14 protein-coding genes are annotated in these 15028 nt (G+C 73.3%); 5 read left to right on the top strand and 9 right to left on the bottom strand.

Annotation, left to right across the window (positions count from 1 at the left end; all coding sequences use genetic code 11):
- Positions 1-44: 44 nt before the first annotated feature.
- The 6 genes from Cba03nite_RS01175 to Cba03nite_RS01150 form a co-directional block, all read right to left on the bottom strand.
- Positions 45-3020, bottom strand: a complete 2976-nt coding sequence (locus tag Cba03nite_RS01175) for a bifunctional [glutamine synthetase] adenylyltransferase/[glutamine synthetase]-adenylyl-L-tyrosine phosphorylase (protein WP_203740646.1) — start codon at positions 3018-3020, stop codon at positions 45-47.
- Positions 3021-3143: 123 nt separating this feature from the next.
- Positions 3144-3824: a DUF4166 domain-containing protein gene (locus Cba03nite_RS01170; RefSeq protein ID WP_203740644.1), complete on the bottom strand. Its 681-nt coding sequence runs from the start codon at positions 3822-3824 to the stop codon at positions 3144-3146.
- Entirely contained in the window at positions 3821-4549 is a 729-nt protein-coding gene (locus Cba03nite_RS01165) for a hypothetical protein (RefSeq protein ID WP_203740642.1), read from the bottom strand. The genes Cba03nite_RS01170 and Cba03nite_RS01165 overlap by 4 nt, the downstream gene beginning before the upstream one ends.
- 144 nt (positions 4550-4693) lie before the next feature.
- Positions 4694-5455, bottom strand: coding sequence for a type 1 glutamine amidotransferase (locus Cba03nite_RS01160; protein ID WP_203740640.1), 762 nt, complete (start codon positions 5453-5455; stop codon positions 4694-4696).
- A 48-nt stretch (positions 5456-5503) separates the two neighbouring features.
- Positions 5504-6139, bottom strand: a complete 636-nt coding sequence (locus Cba03nite_RS01155; RefSeq protein ID WP_203740638.1) for a TetR/AcrR family transcriptional regulator — start codon at positions 6137-6139, stop codon at positions 5504-5506.
- A 286-nt stretch (positions 6140-6425) separates the two neighbouring features.
- Positions 6426-7382, bottom strand: coding sequence for an endonuclease/exonuclease/phosphatase family protein (locus Cba03nite_RS01150; protein WP_203740636.1), 957 nt, complete (start codon positions 7380-7382; stop codon positions 6426-6428).
- Positions 7383-7468: 86 nt separating this feature from the next.
- Here Cba03nite_RS01150 and Cba03nite_RS01145 point away from each other — a divergent pair, with 86 nt between their 5' ends.
- Positions 7469-8395, top strand: a complete 927-nt coding sequence (locus Cba03nite_RS01145) for a S66 peptidase family protein (protein WP_203740634.1) — start codon at positions 7469-7471, stop codon at positions 8393-8395.
- 98 nt (positions 8396-8493) lie between these two features.
- On the opposite strand, the gene Cba03nite_RS01140 is transcribed toward Cba03nite_RS01145, so the two are convergent.
- The 3 genes from Cba03nite_RS01140 to cimA all read right to left on the bottom strand — a co-directional run bounded on the left by Cba03nite_RS01140 (position 8494) and on the right by cimA (position 11712).
- A complete protein-coding gene (locus tag Cba03nite_RS01140; protein ID WP_203740632.1) occupies positions 8494-9054 on the bottom strand; it encodes a hypothetical protein in 561 nt (186 codons plus the stop codon).
- Positions 9055-9209: 155 nt separating this feature from the next.
- Positions 9210-9962: a D-Ala-D-Ala carboxypeptidase family metallohydrolase gene (locus tag Cba03nite_RS01135; protein WP_203740630.1), complete on the bottom strand. Its 753-nt coding sequence runs from the start codon at positions 9960-9962 to the stop codon at positions 9210-9212.
- Between the two features lie 154 nt (positions 9963-10116).
- The gene (gene cimA, locus Cba03nite_RS01130) at positions 10117-11712 is read right to left on the bottom strand and encodes a citramalate synthase (RefSeq protein ID WP_203740628.1); all 1596 of its coding nucleotides are present in this window, start codon (positions 11710-11712) and stop codon (positions 10117-10119) included.
- 366 nt (positions 11713-12078) lie between these two features.
- Between cimA and Cba03nite_RS01125 the strand changes: the two genes are divergently transcribed.
- From Cba03nite_RS01125 to Cba03nite_RS01110, 4 genes are all read left to right on the top strand, one after another.
- Positions 12079-12633: a peroxiredoxin gene (locus Cba03nite_RS01125; RefSeq protein ID WP_203740626.1), complete on the top strand. Its 555-nt coding sequence runs from the start codon at positions 12079-12081 to the stop codon at positions 12631-12633.
- Positions 12633-13166, top strand: a complete 534-nt coding sequence (gene ahpD / locus Cba03nite_RS01120) for an alkylhydroperoxidase, AhpD family (protein WP_203740624.1) — start codon at positions 12633-12635, stop codon at positions 13164-13166. Before Cba03nite_RS01125 ends, ahpD begins: the two co-directional genes overlap by 1 nt.
- Positions 13167-13415: 249 nt before the next feature.
- The gene (locus Cba03nite_RS01115) at positions 13416-14201 is read left to right on the top strand and encodes a dioxygenase family protein (RefSeq protein WP_239125367.1); all 786 of its coding nucleotides are present in this window, start codon (positions 13416-13418) and stop codon (positions 14199-14201) included.
- Positions 14202-14265: 64 nt separating this feature from the next.
- A complete protein-coding gene (locus Cba03nite_RS01110; RefSeq protein WP_239125366.1) occupies positions 14266-15018 on the top strand; it encodes a tyrosine-protein phosphatase in 753 nt (250 codons plus the stop codon).
- Positions 15019-15028 lie beyond the last annotated feature (10 nt).

The raw sequence follows: 15028 nt of genomic DNA, 5'->3' as shown, positions 1-15028 counted from the left end.
CGTACCGGTTCAACGAGCGTTCAGGCGCGGCGGGCGCGCGAGCCCTAGGCGAGGAACAGCCGTTCCACGGCGGCGCGGGCGCGGCGGGTGGTCTTGAGGTACTCGTCCAGGAACTCCCCCGGGTCGCCGCCGGTCAGCATGCGGGCCACCCCGGCCAGGTCCACGCCGTGCCGGGGCAGCTGGTCGGCGGCCCGGCCGCGGATCAGGGTCAGCGCGTTGCGCACCCGCGAGCACAGCGTCCACGCCGCGGCCAGCACCTCGGCGTCCTCGACGGACACCAGTTCCGCCGCGTGGGCGGCGGCCAGCGCGTCGAGCGTACGCGGCGTGCGCAGGCCGGCCACCTCGTGACCGTGCCGCAGCTGCCACAGCTGGACCGTCCACTCGACGTCGGCGATGCCGCCCCGGCCGAGCTTGGTGTGGGTGAGCGGGTCGGCGCCGCGGGGCAGCCGCTCGTTCTCCACCCGTGCCTTGATCCGCCGGATCTCGGTGATCTGCTCCCGGCGCAGCCCGTCGAGCGGGTAGCGCACCGGGTCGATCAGCGCGGTGAACTCGGCGGCCAGCTCCGGGTCGCCTGCCACCGGCCGGGCGCGCAGCAGCGCCTGCGCCTCCCACACCTGCGACCAGTTCGCGTAGTAGCGCTGGTAGGCGGCGAGGCTGCGGACCAGCGGACCCTGCCGCCCCTCCGGGCGCAGGTCGGCGTCGATGCCCAGCGGCGGGTCGGGCGCCGGAGCGGACAGCAGGGTGCGCAGCTGCTCGGCGACCGCCAAAGCCGCGCCGTTGGCCTCGTCGTCCTTCATGCCGGGCGCGGGCTGGTAGACGAACAGCACGTCGGCGTCGCTGGGGTAGCTCAGCTCCGCCCCGCCGAGGCGGCCCATGCCGATCACCGCGAAGCGCAGCTCGTCCGGCACGCCCGCGGCCTGCCGGGCCACCGCCAGCGCGGCCGCGATGGTGGCGTCGGTGAGATCGGCCAGCCCCTGCCCCACCCCGGTGATGTCGACGGTCTTGCCCGGGGCCAGCTCGCCCGCGCCGCTGAGCAGGTCGGCGCTGCCGATACGGAACAGCTCGCGCCGCCGCATCGCGCGCACCGCCGCCACGGCGGCCCGCGGGTCGGGGTGCCGGGCCGCGGCCGCGGCCGTGCCGTCCAGCAGCGACTGCCGGGTGCGCAGGCTCAGCTCGCCCTCGTCGGCCAGCAGCCGCAGCGCCTCCGGGTCGCGGGTCAGCAGCTCGGTGAGGTAGCGCGAGCTGTCCAGCACCCGGGCCAGCCGCAGCGCCACCGGCCCCTCGTCGCGCAGCAGCCGCAGGTACCACGGGGTGCTGCCGAGGGTGTCGGAGACCTGCCGGTACGCCAGCAGCCCGGCGTCCGGGGCGGGCGCGTCGGCGAACTCGGCCAGCAGCACCGGCAGCAGCGTGCGCTGGATCGCCGCGGTGCGGGACACGCCCGTGGTGAGCGCCTCCAGGTGCCGCAGCGCACCGGCCGGATCGGCGTAACCGAGCAGCTCCAGGCGTTTGCGGGCGGCGTCGGGGCGCAGCGACAGGCCGTCGGCCGGCACCCGCGCCACGGCCGCCAGCAGGGGGCGGTAGAGCAGTTTCGCGTGCAGGCGGCGTACCTCGGCGGCGTGGGTGACCCAGTCGGCGCGGAACGCGGCGATGGGGTCCAGCCCCGCGCCCTCCCGGCCGCGGCCCGTCCCCAGCGCGGGCTCCTCCCGCTTGTAGTTCATGGCGCGGGCCAGCCAGCGCAGCGCCGCGGTGCCCGCGCCGCCGTCGTCGGCGGGCACGGTGTGGGTACGCCGCAGCCGCTGCAGCTGCAGCCGGTGCTCGACGTTGCGCAGGAAGCGGTACGCGGCGCTGAGCGCCTCGCCGTCGCCGCGCCCCACGTAGCCGCCCTCGACCAGCGCGCGCAGCGCCTTGAGCGAGTTGCCCGAGCGCAGCGTCTCGTCGCCGCGGCCGTGCACGAGCTGCAGCAGCTGCACCGCGAACTCGATGTCGCGCAGGCCGCCCGGACCGCGCTTGATCTCCCGGTCCAGCTCGGCGCGCGGCACCTGCTCGATGATGCGGCGGCGCATGGCCCGCACGTCCTCGACCGCCTCCGGCCGCTCGGCGGCGTGCCAGATCAGCGGCTGCAACGCGGCCAGCCAGGCCTTGCCCAGGCTCGCGTCCCCGGCCACCGGCCGCGCCTTGAGCAGCGCCTGGAACTCCCAGGTCCGGGCCCAGCGCTTGTAGTAGACGAGGTGGCTGGCCAGCGTACGCACCAGGGGGCCGCGCCCGCCCTCGGGCCGCAGCGCGGCGTCCACCGGCCAGGCCACCTGCCCGCAGATCTCCATCAGCGCGGCGGCGACGGTGGTGCCCGCGGCCAGGTCCTCGTCCTCGGCAGCGACGAAGATGACGTCCACGTCGGACACGTAGTTCAGCTCGTCCCCGCCGCACTTGCCCATCGCGATCACGGCCAGCTTCGGCCGCTCCGGCCCGACCCGGCCCAGCGCGATCCGGTACGCCGCCCGCAGCGTCGCGTCGGCGAGTGCGGTGACCTCGGCCATCGTCGCCTCGACGTCGGCCCCGTCGGCCAGGTCCGCCGCCGCGATCCGCAGCAGCCCGCGCTGGTAGCCGGCCCGCAGCGACGGCACGTCGGCCAGCCCGCTGTGCACCTCGTAGCGCGGCGGCACGGTCCGGGTCAGCACCTGCCACTGCCCCGCCTGCGCGGCGAGCTGGTCGCCCAGCGCCGACGAGGCGCCGAGCACCGTGAGCAGCCGGATCCGCAGGTCCTCGTCGGCGCCCAGCCGCTCGACGACCCCCTTGCCGCCGCCCGCCTCCCGCTCGGCGATGCGGTGCAGCTGGCGCAGCGCGAGGTCGGGGTCGGCGGCCCGGCCGAGCTGCTCCAGGATGAGCGCGCTCTCCTCGTCGACCGGCCGCTGCGCGACCGCGTCCCACAGGTGCAGCCCGCTCGCGCCCAGCAGCACCGCCGGGTCGGGGCCCGTCGACGACAACGTGAAGCCGTACCGTGCCAGCCGCCCGATTCCCGCCACCCGCTCAGGTTATCGGCGCGCCACCCCCAAGACACCACGCACCACCCGACGAAAGGAAGGGCACCTTCTAATCGCTTTCCGTAGATGAAGGTGCCCTTCTTAACGTCTGGGCCGCCACGCAGGTCAATCGCGGCTCGTCTCGCGGACCGGGCGGACGGAGGCCGGGGCCTGGGCCTCCTCGGCGGTCAGGTACGCGGCCGTGAAGCTGCCCCGGTAGCCGAAGAGCGGGCCGAAGCGGCCGTTGGCCACGGTCACCTGGATCCGGAAGCACTGCGCCTGATCGTCGTACCACTCGTGCACGTCCGCGGTGCCGGACAGCGCCAGCGGCAGCCGGGCGCCGATCAGCCCCTCGTAGAAGCGCTGGCTGCCGGTGCGGATGTGCAGGCCGCCGGAGCCGTCCACGCTCAGGTCCAGGTCGACGGCGACGTGCTGGTGGGTGCCGAGGTAGTCGATGACCCGGCCGCGCAGCGGGCTGTAGATCATCGTCGCGTCGAAGCGGCGGCGCACCCCGGGCAGCTCGAACGTACGCACGAAGGTGACCGTCTCCCGGCCGTACCCGTCCTGGTAGGCGTAGTTCTCGATGGTGAACGGCACGTCCCGCCCGCGCTCCGGGAACAGGATGTTCCGGGTCGCGCCCAGGTGCAGGAACGGCACCGTGAACGCGCGCCCGCGCCAGATCTCGTCCATCACCCCGGTGCCGATGCAGGCGGTCCGGTCGGCGCTGGCGAAGCCGAAGCGGCGCCGCAGCTCGGGGTGCAGCCGGTCGAACTCGGCACCGAGCGCTTGCTGGAAGATCGAGGTCATGGCGTCTCCAGGAGGGTGAGGGTGGCGGGCGCGGTGGCGGCCACACGGTCAGGGGGCCGGCGCAGGCAGCGGCGCGCGGCGGGGGTGCCGGGAAGCGGCGGGACGAGCGCGAGCAGGCACGCGGTGAGCACCGCCGCGAACGCCGCGGTTCCCGCGGGCGCGCCGATCGCAGCGGCGACGGCTGCCGCGGTCAGGCTCCCGGCCACTCGTGCGGCGGTCTCGCCGAGCGCGTGCCACAGTGCCCGGCGGGGCGTGATGCCGCGCTCCAGCCAGAGCCGCAGCCGGTCGAAGGACCAGGCGGTGAGCCAGCCGAAGAGCGGGCGGAAGGCCAGGTCGGCGAGCGGGCCGAGCCGTCCCCAGCCCGGGGTGTAGTCGTATCCGGTCAGGAAGCGCACGCCGGACGGGGAGGGCACGTAACGCCACCAGCCCGCGCCGTCTCGGATCAGGGTCAGCGGGTGGCCGGAGGCGAAGCGCAGCGCGCTGGTGCGGGTGCCGTCGGGGCGGCGGCGCTCCCCCGCGAACACGCCGGTCCCGCTGATCACCAGACCGGGCAGCACCCGGGTGGCGTACCGGAAGCGCCGGGGCGTGCCCGGGATCTCCGGCAGGTAGCGGATCTCGCTGAAGCGGGCGTCCCAGCGCTCGTGCCGCGCCGGGTCCTGCGACGCCGTCCACACCGTGTCGAGGTCGGCGCGGATCGTCGTCTCGATGTACAGCAAGCGGCCCACCACGGCCTCCTCCACCTTTTGAGCGTTCGCTCAAGACAGAGGCTAGCAGATTTGAGCGATTGCTCAAGTGCTTGTGTCCGGGCAGCAAGAAGCCCCCCCACCCGGCAAACCGGTCTGGACGGGGCCTGCGCCCGCGTTACCGGGTCAGCTCAGCAGCGGCAGCTCGCGGCGGCCGGCCTCGGGCAGGGTGCCCAGGGCCAGCTCGGCGAAGCGGCGGGCGAACGGCTCCCAGACCTCGGCGACGTCGTCCAGGGTGGCCTCGACCCCGGCGATCAGCCCGTCCGCGTCCCAGCCCTGCTCCTCCATCCAGGACCGGTTCCCCTCCACCCAGTCCGCGAACATGTCGAGATCGCACTCGATGTGGAACTGGGTGCCCCAGGCCCGGTCGCCGACCCGGAACGCCTGGTGCGGGTAGCGCGGCGAGGCGGCCAGCAGGGTCGCCCCGAGCGGCAGCTCGGTGATCTCGTCGAAGTGGTACTGCACCACGTCCGGCGCGAACGGCACCGCCCACCACAGCGGGTCGGACTCGGCGACGTCCCGCCGGGCGACCAGGCGGGCGCCGATCTCCGGGCCGCTGGTGGAGCGCTCGACCGTGCCGCCGTGGGCCTGCGCGAGCAGCTGGCCGCCCAGGCAGACGCCCAGCGTCGGCACCCGGTGCTTCACCGCCTTGCGCAGCAGCGACTCCAGCTTCGGGAACCAGGGCGCGCCGGGCGCGCCACCGGTGGGGAACGCGTCCTGCTCGCCGCCGAGCACCACGAACGCCGCGTACCCGGTCAGGTCGTCGGGCAGCGGGTCGCCCGCGTGCGGGCGGAGCACGGCCAGCTCCAGCCCGGCCCCGGTCAGCCAGCCGCCGAGCCGGCGCAGGTCGTCGGTCGGGTCGTTCTCGATCACCAGTGCGGTCGCCACGCTGCGAGACTAGCCCGGGGCCTGCTCAGGTCCCACAGGCGGCCCGGCTCAGGGGCGGCGCGCGGCCGCCTTGTTGATCTTGCTCCGCAGCGCGCGGCGGGCCACCGGGCCCAGCTCCTCCACGATCTCCAGCAGCAGGCCGAGCTGCTCCAGCGCGTCCATGGCCCGCCGGGCGCCGTCGCGGTCGACCCCCTCGTACAGCTCCAGCCCGACGAACGAGACGGAGACCGCACGGGCCAGCCCCGGCACGTCGGCCATCTCGGCGAACGGGGAGCCGGCCAGCACCCGGCGCAGCACCGTCTCGATCTCGCCGGTCCACTGGGCGAGCGCGTCCGCGGTGACCCGGGCCAGCTTCTCGTCGTGCTGCGCACCGGCCAGCATCTGCGCGAGCACCGCGACGTTGCCCAGCTCGCGCTCCTCCTCGTGCAGGGCCCGGCCCACGTCGAGCAGCTCGCGCAGCGAACCCACCGCGGCGAAGCGCTGCCGGTACGCGTCCACGCGGTCCGCGGTGGCCGCCATGCACGCCCTCACCAGCAGGTCGTCGACGCTGCCGTAGTGATAGAAGATCAGCGCCTGGTTGACCCCGGCGGCGGCCGCGATGTTGCGCGCGGACACCCCGGCGATGCCCTGCCTGCGCAGGGTGTCCATGGCACCGTCGAGCAGGCGCTGCTTGGTGTCGGACATGGCACTCCCTCGAAGACGCGGCCCGGCGCGCGGCATGGCGCGCGAAGCGGGCGGTGCCGGTCACCCCCCGTTACTTGTGACCGGCACCGCCCGATGTCTGTCGCGTCCCCGACTGCGGGACGCGCAGACTGTCTCGCACCGGTCTGACAAAACAGGCCGAGGCGGCGGCGGTGTCGGGTCAGGACGGTCCCACCAGGAAACACGTCCCGCGCCACACATTTGAGCGGTCGATCAAGACTGAGCCTAGCAAGTATTGAGCGTCCGCTCAAACAGCGCGCTCCACCGCTCAGGGCAGGACGAGTTCCGCGTACACCGGCCGGTGGTCGCTGCCCGGCAGCACCAGCACCTGGAAGTCGCGTACGCCGACGCGCCGGTCGGCCAGCACCCGGTCCAGCGTCACCGGCGGGATCATGTCCCCGTCGTACGGCCCCCACGTCCCGTGCAGCCCCCGGCCCAGCACCTCCGCCGCGTCCCGGTAACCGGAGCTGATCAGCTCGCGCAGCAGGTGGTGGTCGAGGGTGGCGTTGAAGTCCCCGAGCAGCACCCGCACCGGCCCGTGCGGGGTGGCCCGCGGCTGGTCGTCGTACCCCCGCGCCCACAGCGGCGTCGCGAAGTCCGCCCACGGGGCCAGCGGGTGCGCCGACTCGACCAGCACCGTGCCGCCGCCCGGCACCGCGACCTCGGCATGCGCCTGGCGGAACCCGCCCGGGTTCACCCGCACCCCGCCCTCGCGCAGCGGCAGCCGCGACAGCAGCGCCGACCCCTCCACCCCCGGGACCGAGTAGTCCACCCGGTACGGCAGCTCGTCGCGCATGCCCGCGGCGTCGGCGGCGGCCAGATACTCCGGCGACACCTCCTGCAGGGCGAGCACGTCGACCCGGTGCGTGCGCACGAGCGTCACCAGGTCGGCCGGGCCCGCCGAGCCGACCAGCACGTTCGCGCTCATCACCCGCAGCGCCTGCCCACGCGCCCCGGCCAGGGCGTCACCGTCGGCGAAGTAGCGCGGCAGCACCACCGCGACCAGCGCCAGCGCGGTCACCCCGGCCAGCGCGGCGGCCGCCCAGCGCCGCCACAGCAGCAGGATCGCCAGCGGGAGCAGCGAACCCGCGGCGACGTACGGCGTGAACGCCATCAGCTGCGCCGCCGGATACCAGGAGTCCCAGCCCGCCAGCCGGAAGACCGCCCACACCGCCGCGGGCAGCGCCAGCACCCACGGCAGCGTGCGACCGAGAAACCGTCTCATGCGCCGGATGCTATACATCGCGCGACCGGCGGGGGTGCGGTTCCTGTGAAGGTTCTGTGCCGGGCCCTGGGCTAGGCTCTGCGCCCATGACCGCGACCCTGCACCCCGCGCGACTCCGGCCCGGCGACACCGTGGCCCTCGTGTCCCCCTCCGGCCCGGTGCCCCCGGAACGGGTCGAGGCGGCGGTCGCCGTGCTCACCGGCTGGGGCCTCGCCCCGCGCGTCTACCCGCACGTGCTGGCCCGGCACGGCTACTTCGGCGGCACCGACGAGCAGCGCCTCGACGACCTCAACGGAGCGCTCGGCGACCCCGGGGTGCGGGCCGTGCTGTGCACCCGCGGCGGCTACGGCGCGCAGCGCATCACCGACCGGATCGACCTCGACGCGGTGCGCCGCGATCCGAAGCTGGTCATGGGCTTCTCCGACATCACCGCGCTGCACCTGGCGCTGTGGCAGGGCGCCCGGCTGGCCACCGTGCACGGCCCGGTCGCGGCGCAGTTCGACAAGGGCGCCGACTCCCCCACCGCGCTGGGCGCGCGGCACGCCCTGATGAGCGGCGAGCCGGTGACGGTCTCCGCCGACCCGGCCGAGGAGACCCATGGGGTACGCACCACCGGCCGCGCCGAGGGCGTGCTGCTCGGCGGCAACCTGTCCCTGCTCGCGAGCACCCTGGGCACCCCGCACCAGCCCGACCTGACCGGCGTGATCCTGCTCGTCGAGGACGTCGGCGAGCAGCCGTACCGCGTCGACCGGATGCTCACCCACCTGCGCCGCAGCGGCGCGCTCGACGGAGTCGCCGGGATCGCCGTGGGCCAGTTCACCGACTGCGCCGACGCCTGGCCGGTGAGCATCGCCGACGTGCTCGCCGACCGCCTGCTCGACCTGGGCCTGCCGGTGCTCGGCGGACTGCCCGTCGGCCACGGCACCCAGCACACCGCCGTCCCGCTGGGCACGCACGCCGTGCTCGACGCCGACGCGGGCACCCTCACCATCGCGCCCGCCACCGATCGCTGACGCCGGGCCGTACCTTCCACCGGATGGCGACTTCAGGGTGCCCTCGCATCACCTGGGTCGCCATCCGGCGAGACGACACCACCGGGATCGCCCGGCGGTCAGTACGAGTTGCCCGCCTCGGCCAGCATGACGCAGATGACGATGCCGGCGACCAGGCTGGCGGGCACGCCCAGGGCCCAGCCGATCATGATGCCCGCGCCGACGCCGCCGTCCCGGCGGACGATGCGCCGGATGCCGGTGACCAGGACGGCCACCAAGAGCACGAACTGTGCGGCGACCCCGCCCAGCACGAAGAACGAGATCGAGTCGCTGTTCACCGACGGCCCGCTGCCGGAGCGCATGCCGAAGGCCAGCGTCGCGAGCAGCGGCAGCAGCATCGTCAGCGCGTGCCCGGCCAGCGCGATGCCGACCCCGCGCCAGACCAGCCGGGCGGCCACGATGCGCCCCGGCGACGGCGCCGCCACCCCGGCGGCACCGGCCGTGGCTGTGGCGGTGGGCTCGGTCCCCACCGTGGCGCTGGGCTCACCCGTGAGCGGTGCGGCCGCACCGGAGCCGTGCCCGACCACGCCGGTCGCGGCGGGCTCGGCCGGGGCCGTGGTGACGGCGGCCGGGGTGTCGCGCGGGGGCGGGGTGGGCGCCGCGTAGGGGTTGCGGGTCACGGGATGCCTCCAGGTCGGGCGCGGCACGAACGGCCGCAACGAGGTGCGTGCCGCGCAGCCTATCGCTGCGCGGCACGCGTTCCGCTCGTCCGATCCGGTATCGGCACCGGCGGGGGCGCCGGGGGGAGGACGCCGTCACCGGGCCGGGCGGCCGATCAGAAGCAGGACGACGCCGACCAGAACTTGCTCGGGCGGAAGTCGGTGTGCGTGTGGTCGCTGTGCCCGGGGTAGCCGGGGCCGAGGATCCCGTTGAAGCCGTGGTAGCGGGCCTGCTTGGCCAGCGTGCACAGCGAGTGCGGGCCCGAGCCGAGATCGGCCGCGTCCCCGTAGAGGTGCCTGCTGTCGGAGGCGCCGCCGACAGCGTTGTTGCAGGCCACACTGCGGAAGCCGGAGGTGACCCGGATGGCCTGGTCACCGAGGGCATGCCGCAGCGCCTCCAGGCGCCACATCGCCCGCAGCGCGTTGGCCTTGGCCGTGGCCGCCGAGACGGCGCCGCCGGACCAGGTGCTGTTGCAGGTGTTCAGCTCGGCGTAGCTGAAGTGGATGGGGGTGCAGTCGTCGTCCTGCAGGGCGTAGATCTTGTTGTACGTCTGCGGGCCGGCGATGCCGTCGGCGCCCAGGCCGTACGCCTGCTGGAACCGGATGACCGCGTCGCGGGTCTCCGCGCCGAAGACGCCGTCGATGACGATGGTGTTGTTGTAGCCCGGCCAGCCGGCGACGCGGATCTGCAGCTGGCGGACGTCCTCGCCGGACGTGCCGGAGGACAGGTTGCGGCCCCAGGTGTAGCACCCGTCGGCGTGCGCGGGGGACGCGCCGACGAGGATGGCGACCACCGATCCGATGGCCGCCATCACCAGGGCGGTGAACGCCCGGATGAGGGCGTTCTTGCGGGGGGTGCGAAGCGACATGGATGGCACCATGCCAACCACGCACATCGATGTCAAGAGTTTACATTTCTTGCGATTACTGCGTAGTATCCTTTCGCAAGCGGGCGGTCATGGCACCTGTTCAGGGGTTCGGGACCAGCTAAAACAGGGCCATGCCGCCCGATGCAAGCGCCCGTCAGCCGCGTGAGCGCACCCGCCGGTCGCCGCCCGCCGCCGTCACGCCGTAGGCGAGCGCGTCGACCAGCGCCCGCCAGCTGGCCTCGACCACGTTCTCGTGCACGCCGACCGTGGTCCAGTCCCGGCCGTCGGTGTCCACCGTCTCGACGAGCACCCGCGTCACCGCGTCGGTGCCGTGCGAGCCGGCCAGGATGCGGACCTTGTAGTCGGCCAGCTCCAGACCGGCAAGCTGCGGGAAGTGCCGCTCCAGTGCCTGGCGCAGGGCCTGGTCCAGGGCGTTCACCGGGCCGTTGCCCTCCGCGGTGGCGATCACCCGCTCACCACGTACCCGCAGCTTGACGGTCGCCTCGCTGACCACCGCGCCGTCCTCGCGGTGCTCGACGATCACCCGGTACGACTCCAGTGAGAACGGGGTCGTCTGCTCGCCCAGGGACTGGCGCACCAGCAGCTCGAAGGACGCGTCGGCGGCCTCGAAGGACCAGCCGGCCGCCTCCAGCTCCTTCACCCGGTGCGTCACCTTGGACAGCGTGTCGGGATGACCGGCCAGGTCCAGGCCGAGCTCGCGGCTCTTGAGCTCGATACTGGCCCGGCCGGCCATCTCGGTGACGAGGATCGTCATGTCGTTGCCGACGACGGCCGGGTCCACATGGTTGTAGAGGGCCGGGTCGACTTTGATCGCGCTCGCGTGCAGCCCCGCCTTGTGAGCGAAGGCGGCCGACCCGACGTAGGCCTGGTGGGTGTCGGGTGCGATGTTCGCGATCTCGGCGATGGCGTGCGAGACGTGCGCCATCTGTTCCAGGCAGCCCTCCGGTAGGACGGTCATGCCCAGCTTGAGTTGCAGGTTCGCCACCACCGCGAAGATGTCGGCGTTGCCGGGGCGCTCCCCGTAGCCGTTCGCGGTGCCCTGCACGTGGCGTACGCCCGCCTCCACCGCGGCGATGGTGTTGGCGACGGCGCACGCGGTGTCGTTCTGCGCGTGCATGCCGAGCACGGCCGGGTCGACGCCCAGCCGCTCGGCCAGCTCCCCGATCGCCGCGCTGACCTGCGACGGCAGCATGCCGCCGTTGGTGTCGCAGAGGACCACCCGCTCGGCGCCGGCGTCCAGCGCGACGCGCACCACGGACGCGGTGTACTCGGGGTCGAAACGGAAGCCGTCGAAGAAGTGCTCGCAGTCGACGAAGACGCGGCGGCCGTGCGCGCGCAGGTGGGTCACACTGTCGGCGACCATCGCGAGGTTCTCCTCGGGCGTGGTGCGCAGCGCGCGCTCGACGTGGCGCAGGTCGGACTTGGCGACGAGGCAGACCACCGGCGTCTGCGCAGCGAGCAGGCCCGCGATCTGCGCGTCGTCCGCGACGGGCGTGCCCGCCTTGCGGGTGGAGCCGAAGGCCACCAGCACCGCGTTCTTCAGGTCGAGTTCGGTTCTGGCCCGTTCGAAGAACTCGGTGTCCTTGGGCACCGCCCCGGGCCAGCCGCCCTCGATGAAACCGACGCCGAACTGATCGAGCAGCCGCGCCACCGCGAGTTTGTCGGCCACGGAGTAGGTGATGCCCTCGCGCTGGGCGCCGTCGCGCAGCGTGGTGTCGAAGATCTGCATGTCGTCTGACCTCCAGTGATGAAGCTTGCTGCAAAACAAAAGACCCCCCGCGGTCGCGGGAGGTCTGCGCGTCGGCAAGGGGCCTGGTTTCCCAGGGGCGGCCGGCGCGCTAGGTGCGAATAATCAGAGCGAGGTGGATCACGTTGGGTAGCGTCCCATTTTTGCGGGCCGTGGGCCAGCAACCTCCCGGAATTCGGGACACCGTGTCGCATGCCGTGGACACGCGCACAGGCTGACCTGCGTCGCGAGCGCGGGCAGCCGCCCTGTGCCCGCCGCCACAATGTCATGATCTGGTAACCCGTGTGCCCCAGCCAGGTGCCTAATCTTGAACCGCTCAAGTAAAGCCCCGCACATGGAGGTACCAGCGTGCTCACCGTCGGCGACCACTTCCCCGCCTACGAACTGACCGCCTGCGTTTCGCTCGACGCCGACAAGGCCTTCGAGACGGTCGACCACAAGTCCCACGAGGGCAAGTGGCGTGTCCTGTTCTCCTGGCCCAAGGACTTCACCTTCGTCTGTCCTACCGAGATCGCGGAGTTCGGACGGCTCAACGGTGACTTCGCGGACCGGGACGCGCAGGTGCTGGGCTGGTCGGTCGACAACGAGTTCGTGCACCACGCGTGGCGCAAGAACCACCCCGACCTGCGGGAGCTGCCGTTCCCGATGCTGGCCGACGTCAAGCGCGAGCTGACCGAGGCGGCCGGCGTGCTGGGCGAGGACGGCGTGCCGCAGCGCGCGACCTTCATCGTGGACCCGAACAACGTCATCCAGTTCGTGATGGTCACCGCCGGCTCGGTGGGCCGCAACGTCGCCGAGGTGCTGCGGGTGCTGGACGCACTGCAGACCGACGAGCTGTGCCCGTGCAACTGGAACAAGGGCGGCGAGACCCTCGACGCCGGCAAGCTGCTGGCCGCCGTCTGATGGGCCTCGACGCGATCAAGGCGGCGCTGCCGGCGTACGCCCGCGACACCAAGCTCAACCTCGGCGCGGTGCTGGGCACCTCCCCGCTGACCGGGCAGCAGCTCTGGGGCACCGCCCTGGCCTGCGCCTTCGCCGCGCGCAACGCGTTCGTGCTGCGCGAGATCGCGGCCGAGGCGGCCGACCACCTCAAGCCGGAGGCGATCGAGGCGGCCAAGGGCGCCGCCTCGATCATGGCGATGAACAACGTCTACTACCGGTCCAAGCACCTGATCGGCGACGACGCCTACCAGACGCTCCCGGCCCGGCTGCGGATGCAGATCATCGGCAACCCCGGCGTCGACAAGGCCGACTTCGAGCTGTGGAGCCTCGCCGTGTCGGCGATCACCGGCTGCGGCGTCTGCCTGGAGTCGCACGAGAAGACCCTGATCGGCACCGGCGTCGGCCGCGAGGCCGTACACGAGGCACTGCGCATCGCAGCCGTCGTGCACGCCGCGGCCGTCACCCTCGACGCCGAGGCGGCCCTGGCCGCCTGACGGCGCACCGGCCCGCCGCCGTGCCAGGCGGCGGACCGAAGCCCGGCGGGAGACGTCCCGCCGGGCTTTCCCCACCCCACCCCCACCGCCCTCCCACCGCGCCGATCTTGCGTGAACTGCGGGTACGACACGCACTCATCGGGCAAATCCCTAACACTTCGCGCAAGATCGACGTGATCTTGACGGGGCCCGGGGTGGGTGAGCGGGGACACTCGACGGGTAGTTGAACAGTCAAGTAATCTGGTGGGCATGAGCAGGATGCCGACTATCTACCTCAGCCATGGGGCGCCGCCGCTGGCCGACGACGCGCTGTGGACGCGGCAGCTCGCGGACTGGTCGCGTGAGCTGCCCCGGCCGACCGCGATCCTGGTGGTCTCCGCGCACTGGGAGAACGCGCCGCTGGCGATCGGCGCGACCAGCACGGTCCCGCTCTACTACGACTTCGGCGGGTTCGCGCAGCGCTACTACGAGGTGCAGTACCCGGCTCCGGGCGCGCCGGAGCTGGCCGCCAAGGTGCGCGATCTGCTGCGCGGCCCGGGGCGGCCGCTGGCCGACGTGCCCGACCGGGGACTGGACCACGGGGCGTACGTGCCGCTGGTGGAGATGTACCCCGAGGCGGACATCCCGGTGCTGCAGATCTCCATGCCCACGCTGGACCCGCGGGAGCTGATGGCGATCGGCCGCCGGCTCGCGCCGCTGCGTGACGAGGGAGTGCTGATCATCGGCTCCGGGTTCTTCACCCACAACCTGCGCGCCGCTATGCCGTACATGCAGCTCGGCGCGGACGCTCCGGTGCAGGGCTGGTCGGCGGAGTTCGACGACTGGGGCCGGGCCGCGCTGGACTCCGGCGACGTGGACAGCCTGCTGGACTTCCTGGCCAAGGCGCCGTCCGGGCGGATGGCGCACCCGCGCACCGAGCACTTCGCCCCGCTGTTCGTGACCCTGGGCGCGGGCGAGTCCGACCTGGCCGAACAGCGTACGGTGATCGACGGCTTCTGGCTGGGCCTGGCCAAACGTTCGGTTCAGCTGGGGTGACCTGGTAGCCGATGTGACGCGGTCCCGGCTACTGCCGGGCGGTGACGCTGATTACGGTAACGGGGTGACCATCACGCCCGCCGCCGAGCGCAGCATCGCCTTCGCCGCGCTGTTCAACTTCCGCGACCTGGGTGGACTCACCACCAAGGACGGCCGCCCGGTGCGCCGGCGCACGGTGTTCCGGTCCGACACGCTCAGCCGGCTGGGCGCCGAGGACCGCGTCGCGTTCACCGCGCTCGGCATCCGCACCGTGATCGACCTGCGCCGGCCCGCCGAGGTCGCGTCGATGGGCCGCGTGCCGGAGTGGACCCAGGTGGTGTGGCGGCACAACCACCTGGACCACCCGCTGTGGGACCACTCGACGTACACCGCCGAGATCGGGGTGGCGCGCTGGCTGTCCGAGCGCTACCTGGAGCTGGCCCACCACGGCCGGACCGACATCGCCCGGGTGATCGGCATGCTGGCCGACGACCGCAACGGCCCCACGGTGGTGCACTGCGTGGCGGGCAAGGACCGCACCGGCCTGATCGCCGCGCTGGCCCTGGACCTGCTCGGCGTGCCGGAGGACCAGATCGCCGCGGACTACGCGCTGACCGAGCGCAGCGCCCCGGCGTTCAGCAACTGGGTGCGCACGGCGTTCCCGAACGAGGACCACACCAACCCGCCGCCGTTCTACACGCACACCCCCGCCGAGGCCATGATGATCACGCTGCACGGCCTGCGCGCGCGGCACGGCTCCGTCGCGGAGTACCTGGTGGCGGCGGGCCTGCACCGCGAGCGGCTGGACCGGCTGCGGACGCGGCTGCTCGACGCGTGAGCCGGAGAGA

The organism is Catellatospora bangladeshensis (assembly GCF_016862575.1).
Taxonomy (GTDB): domain Bacteria; phylum Actinomycetota; class Actinomycetes; order Mycobacteriales; family Micromonosporaceae; genus Catellatospora; species Catellatospora bangladeshensis.
Note: the sequence above shows the minus strand (reverse complement) of the source record. Positions and strands in the feature narration are given on the sequence as shown.

Bases quoted from the DNA above. Each gene is read 5' to 3' on its own strand.
- Cba03nite_RS01155 (WP_203740638.1), bottom strand. From the start codon at position 6,139: ATGTCCGACACCAAGCAGCGCCTGCTCGACGGTGCCATGGACACCCTG.
- ahpD (WP_203740624.1), top strand. From the start codon at position 12,633: ATGGGCCTCGACGCGATCAAGGCGGCGCTGCCGGCGTACGCCCGCGAC.
- Cba03nite_RS01135 (WP_203740630.1), bottom strand. From the start codon at position 9,962: ATGTCGCTTCGCACCCCCCGCAAGAACGCCCTCATCCGGGCGTTCACC.
- Cba03nite_RS01115 (WP_239125367.1), top strand. From the start codon at position 13,416: ATGAGCAGGATGCCGACTATCTACCTCAGCCATGGGGCGCCGCCGCTG.
- Cba03nite_RS01150 (WP_203740636.1), bottom strand. From the start codon at position 7,382: ATGAGACGGTTTCTCGGTCGCACGCTGCCGTGGGTGCTGGCGCTGCCC.
- Cba03nite_RS01170 (WP_203740644.1), bottom strand. From the start codon at position 3,824: ATGACCTCGATCTTCCAGCAAGCGCTCGGTGCCGAGTTCGACCGGCTG.
- Cba03nite_RS01145 (WP_203740634.1), top strand. From the start codon at position 7,469: ATGACCGCGACCCTGCACCCCGCGCGACTCCGGCCCGGCGACACCGTG.
- cimA (WP_203740628.1), bottom strand. From the start codon at position 11,712: ATGCAGATCTTCGACACCACGCTGCGCGACGGCGCCCAGCGCGAGGGC.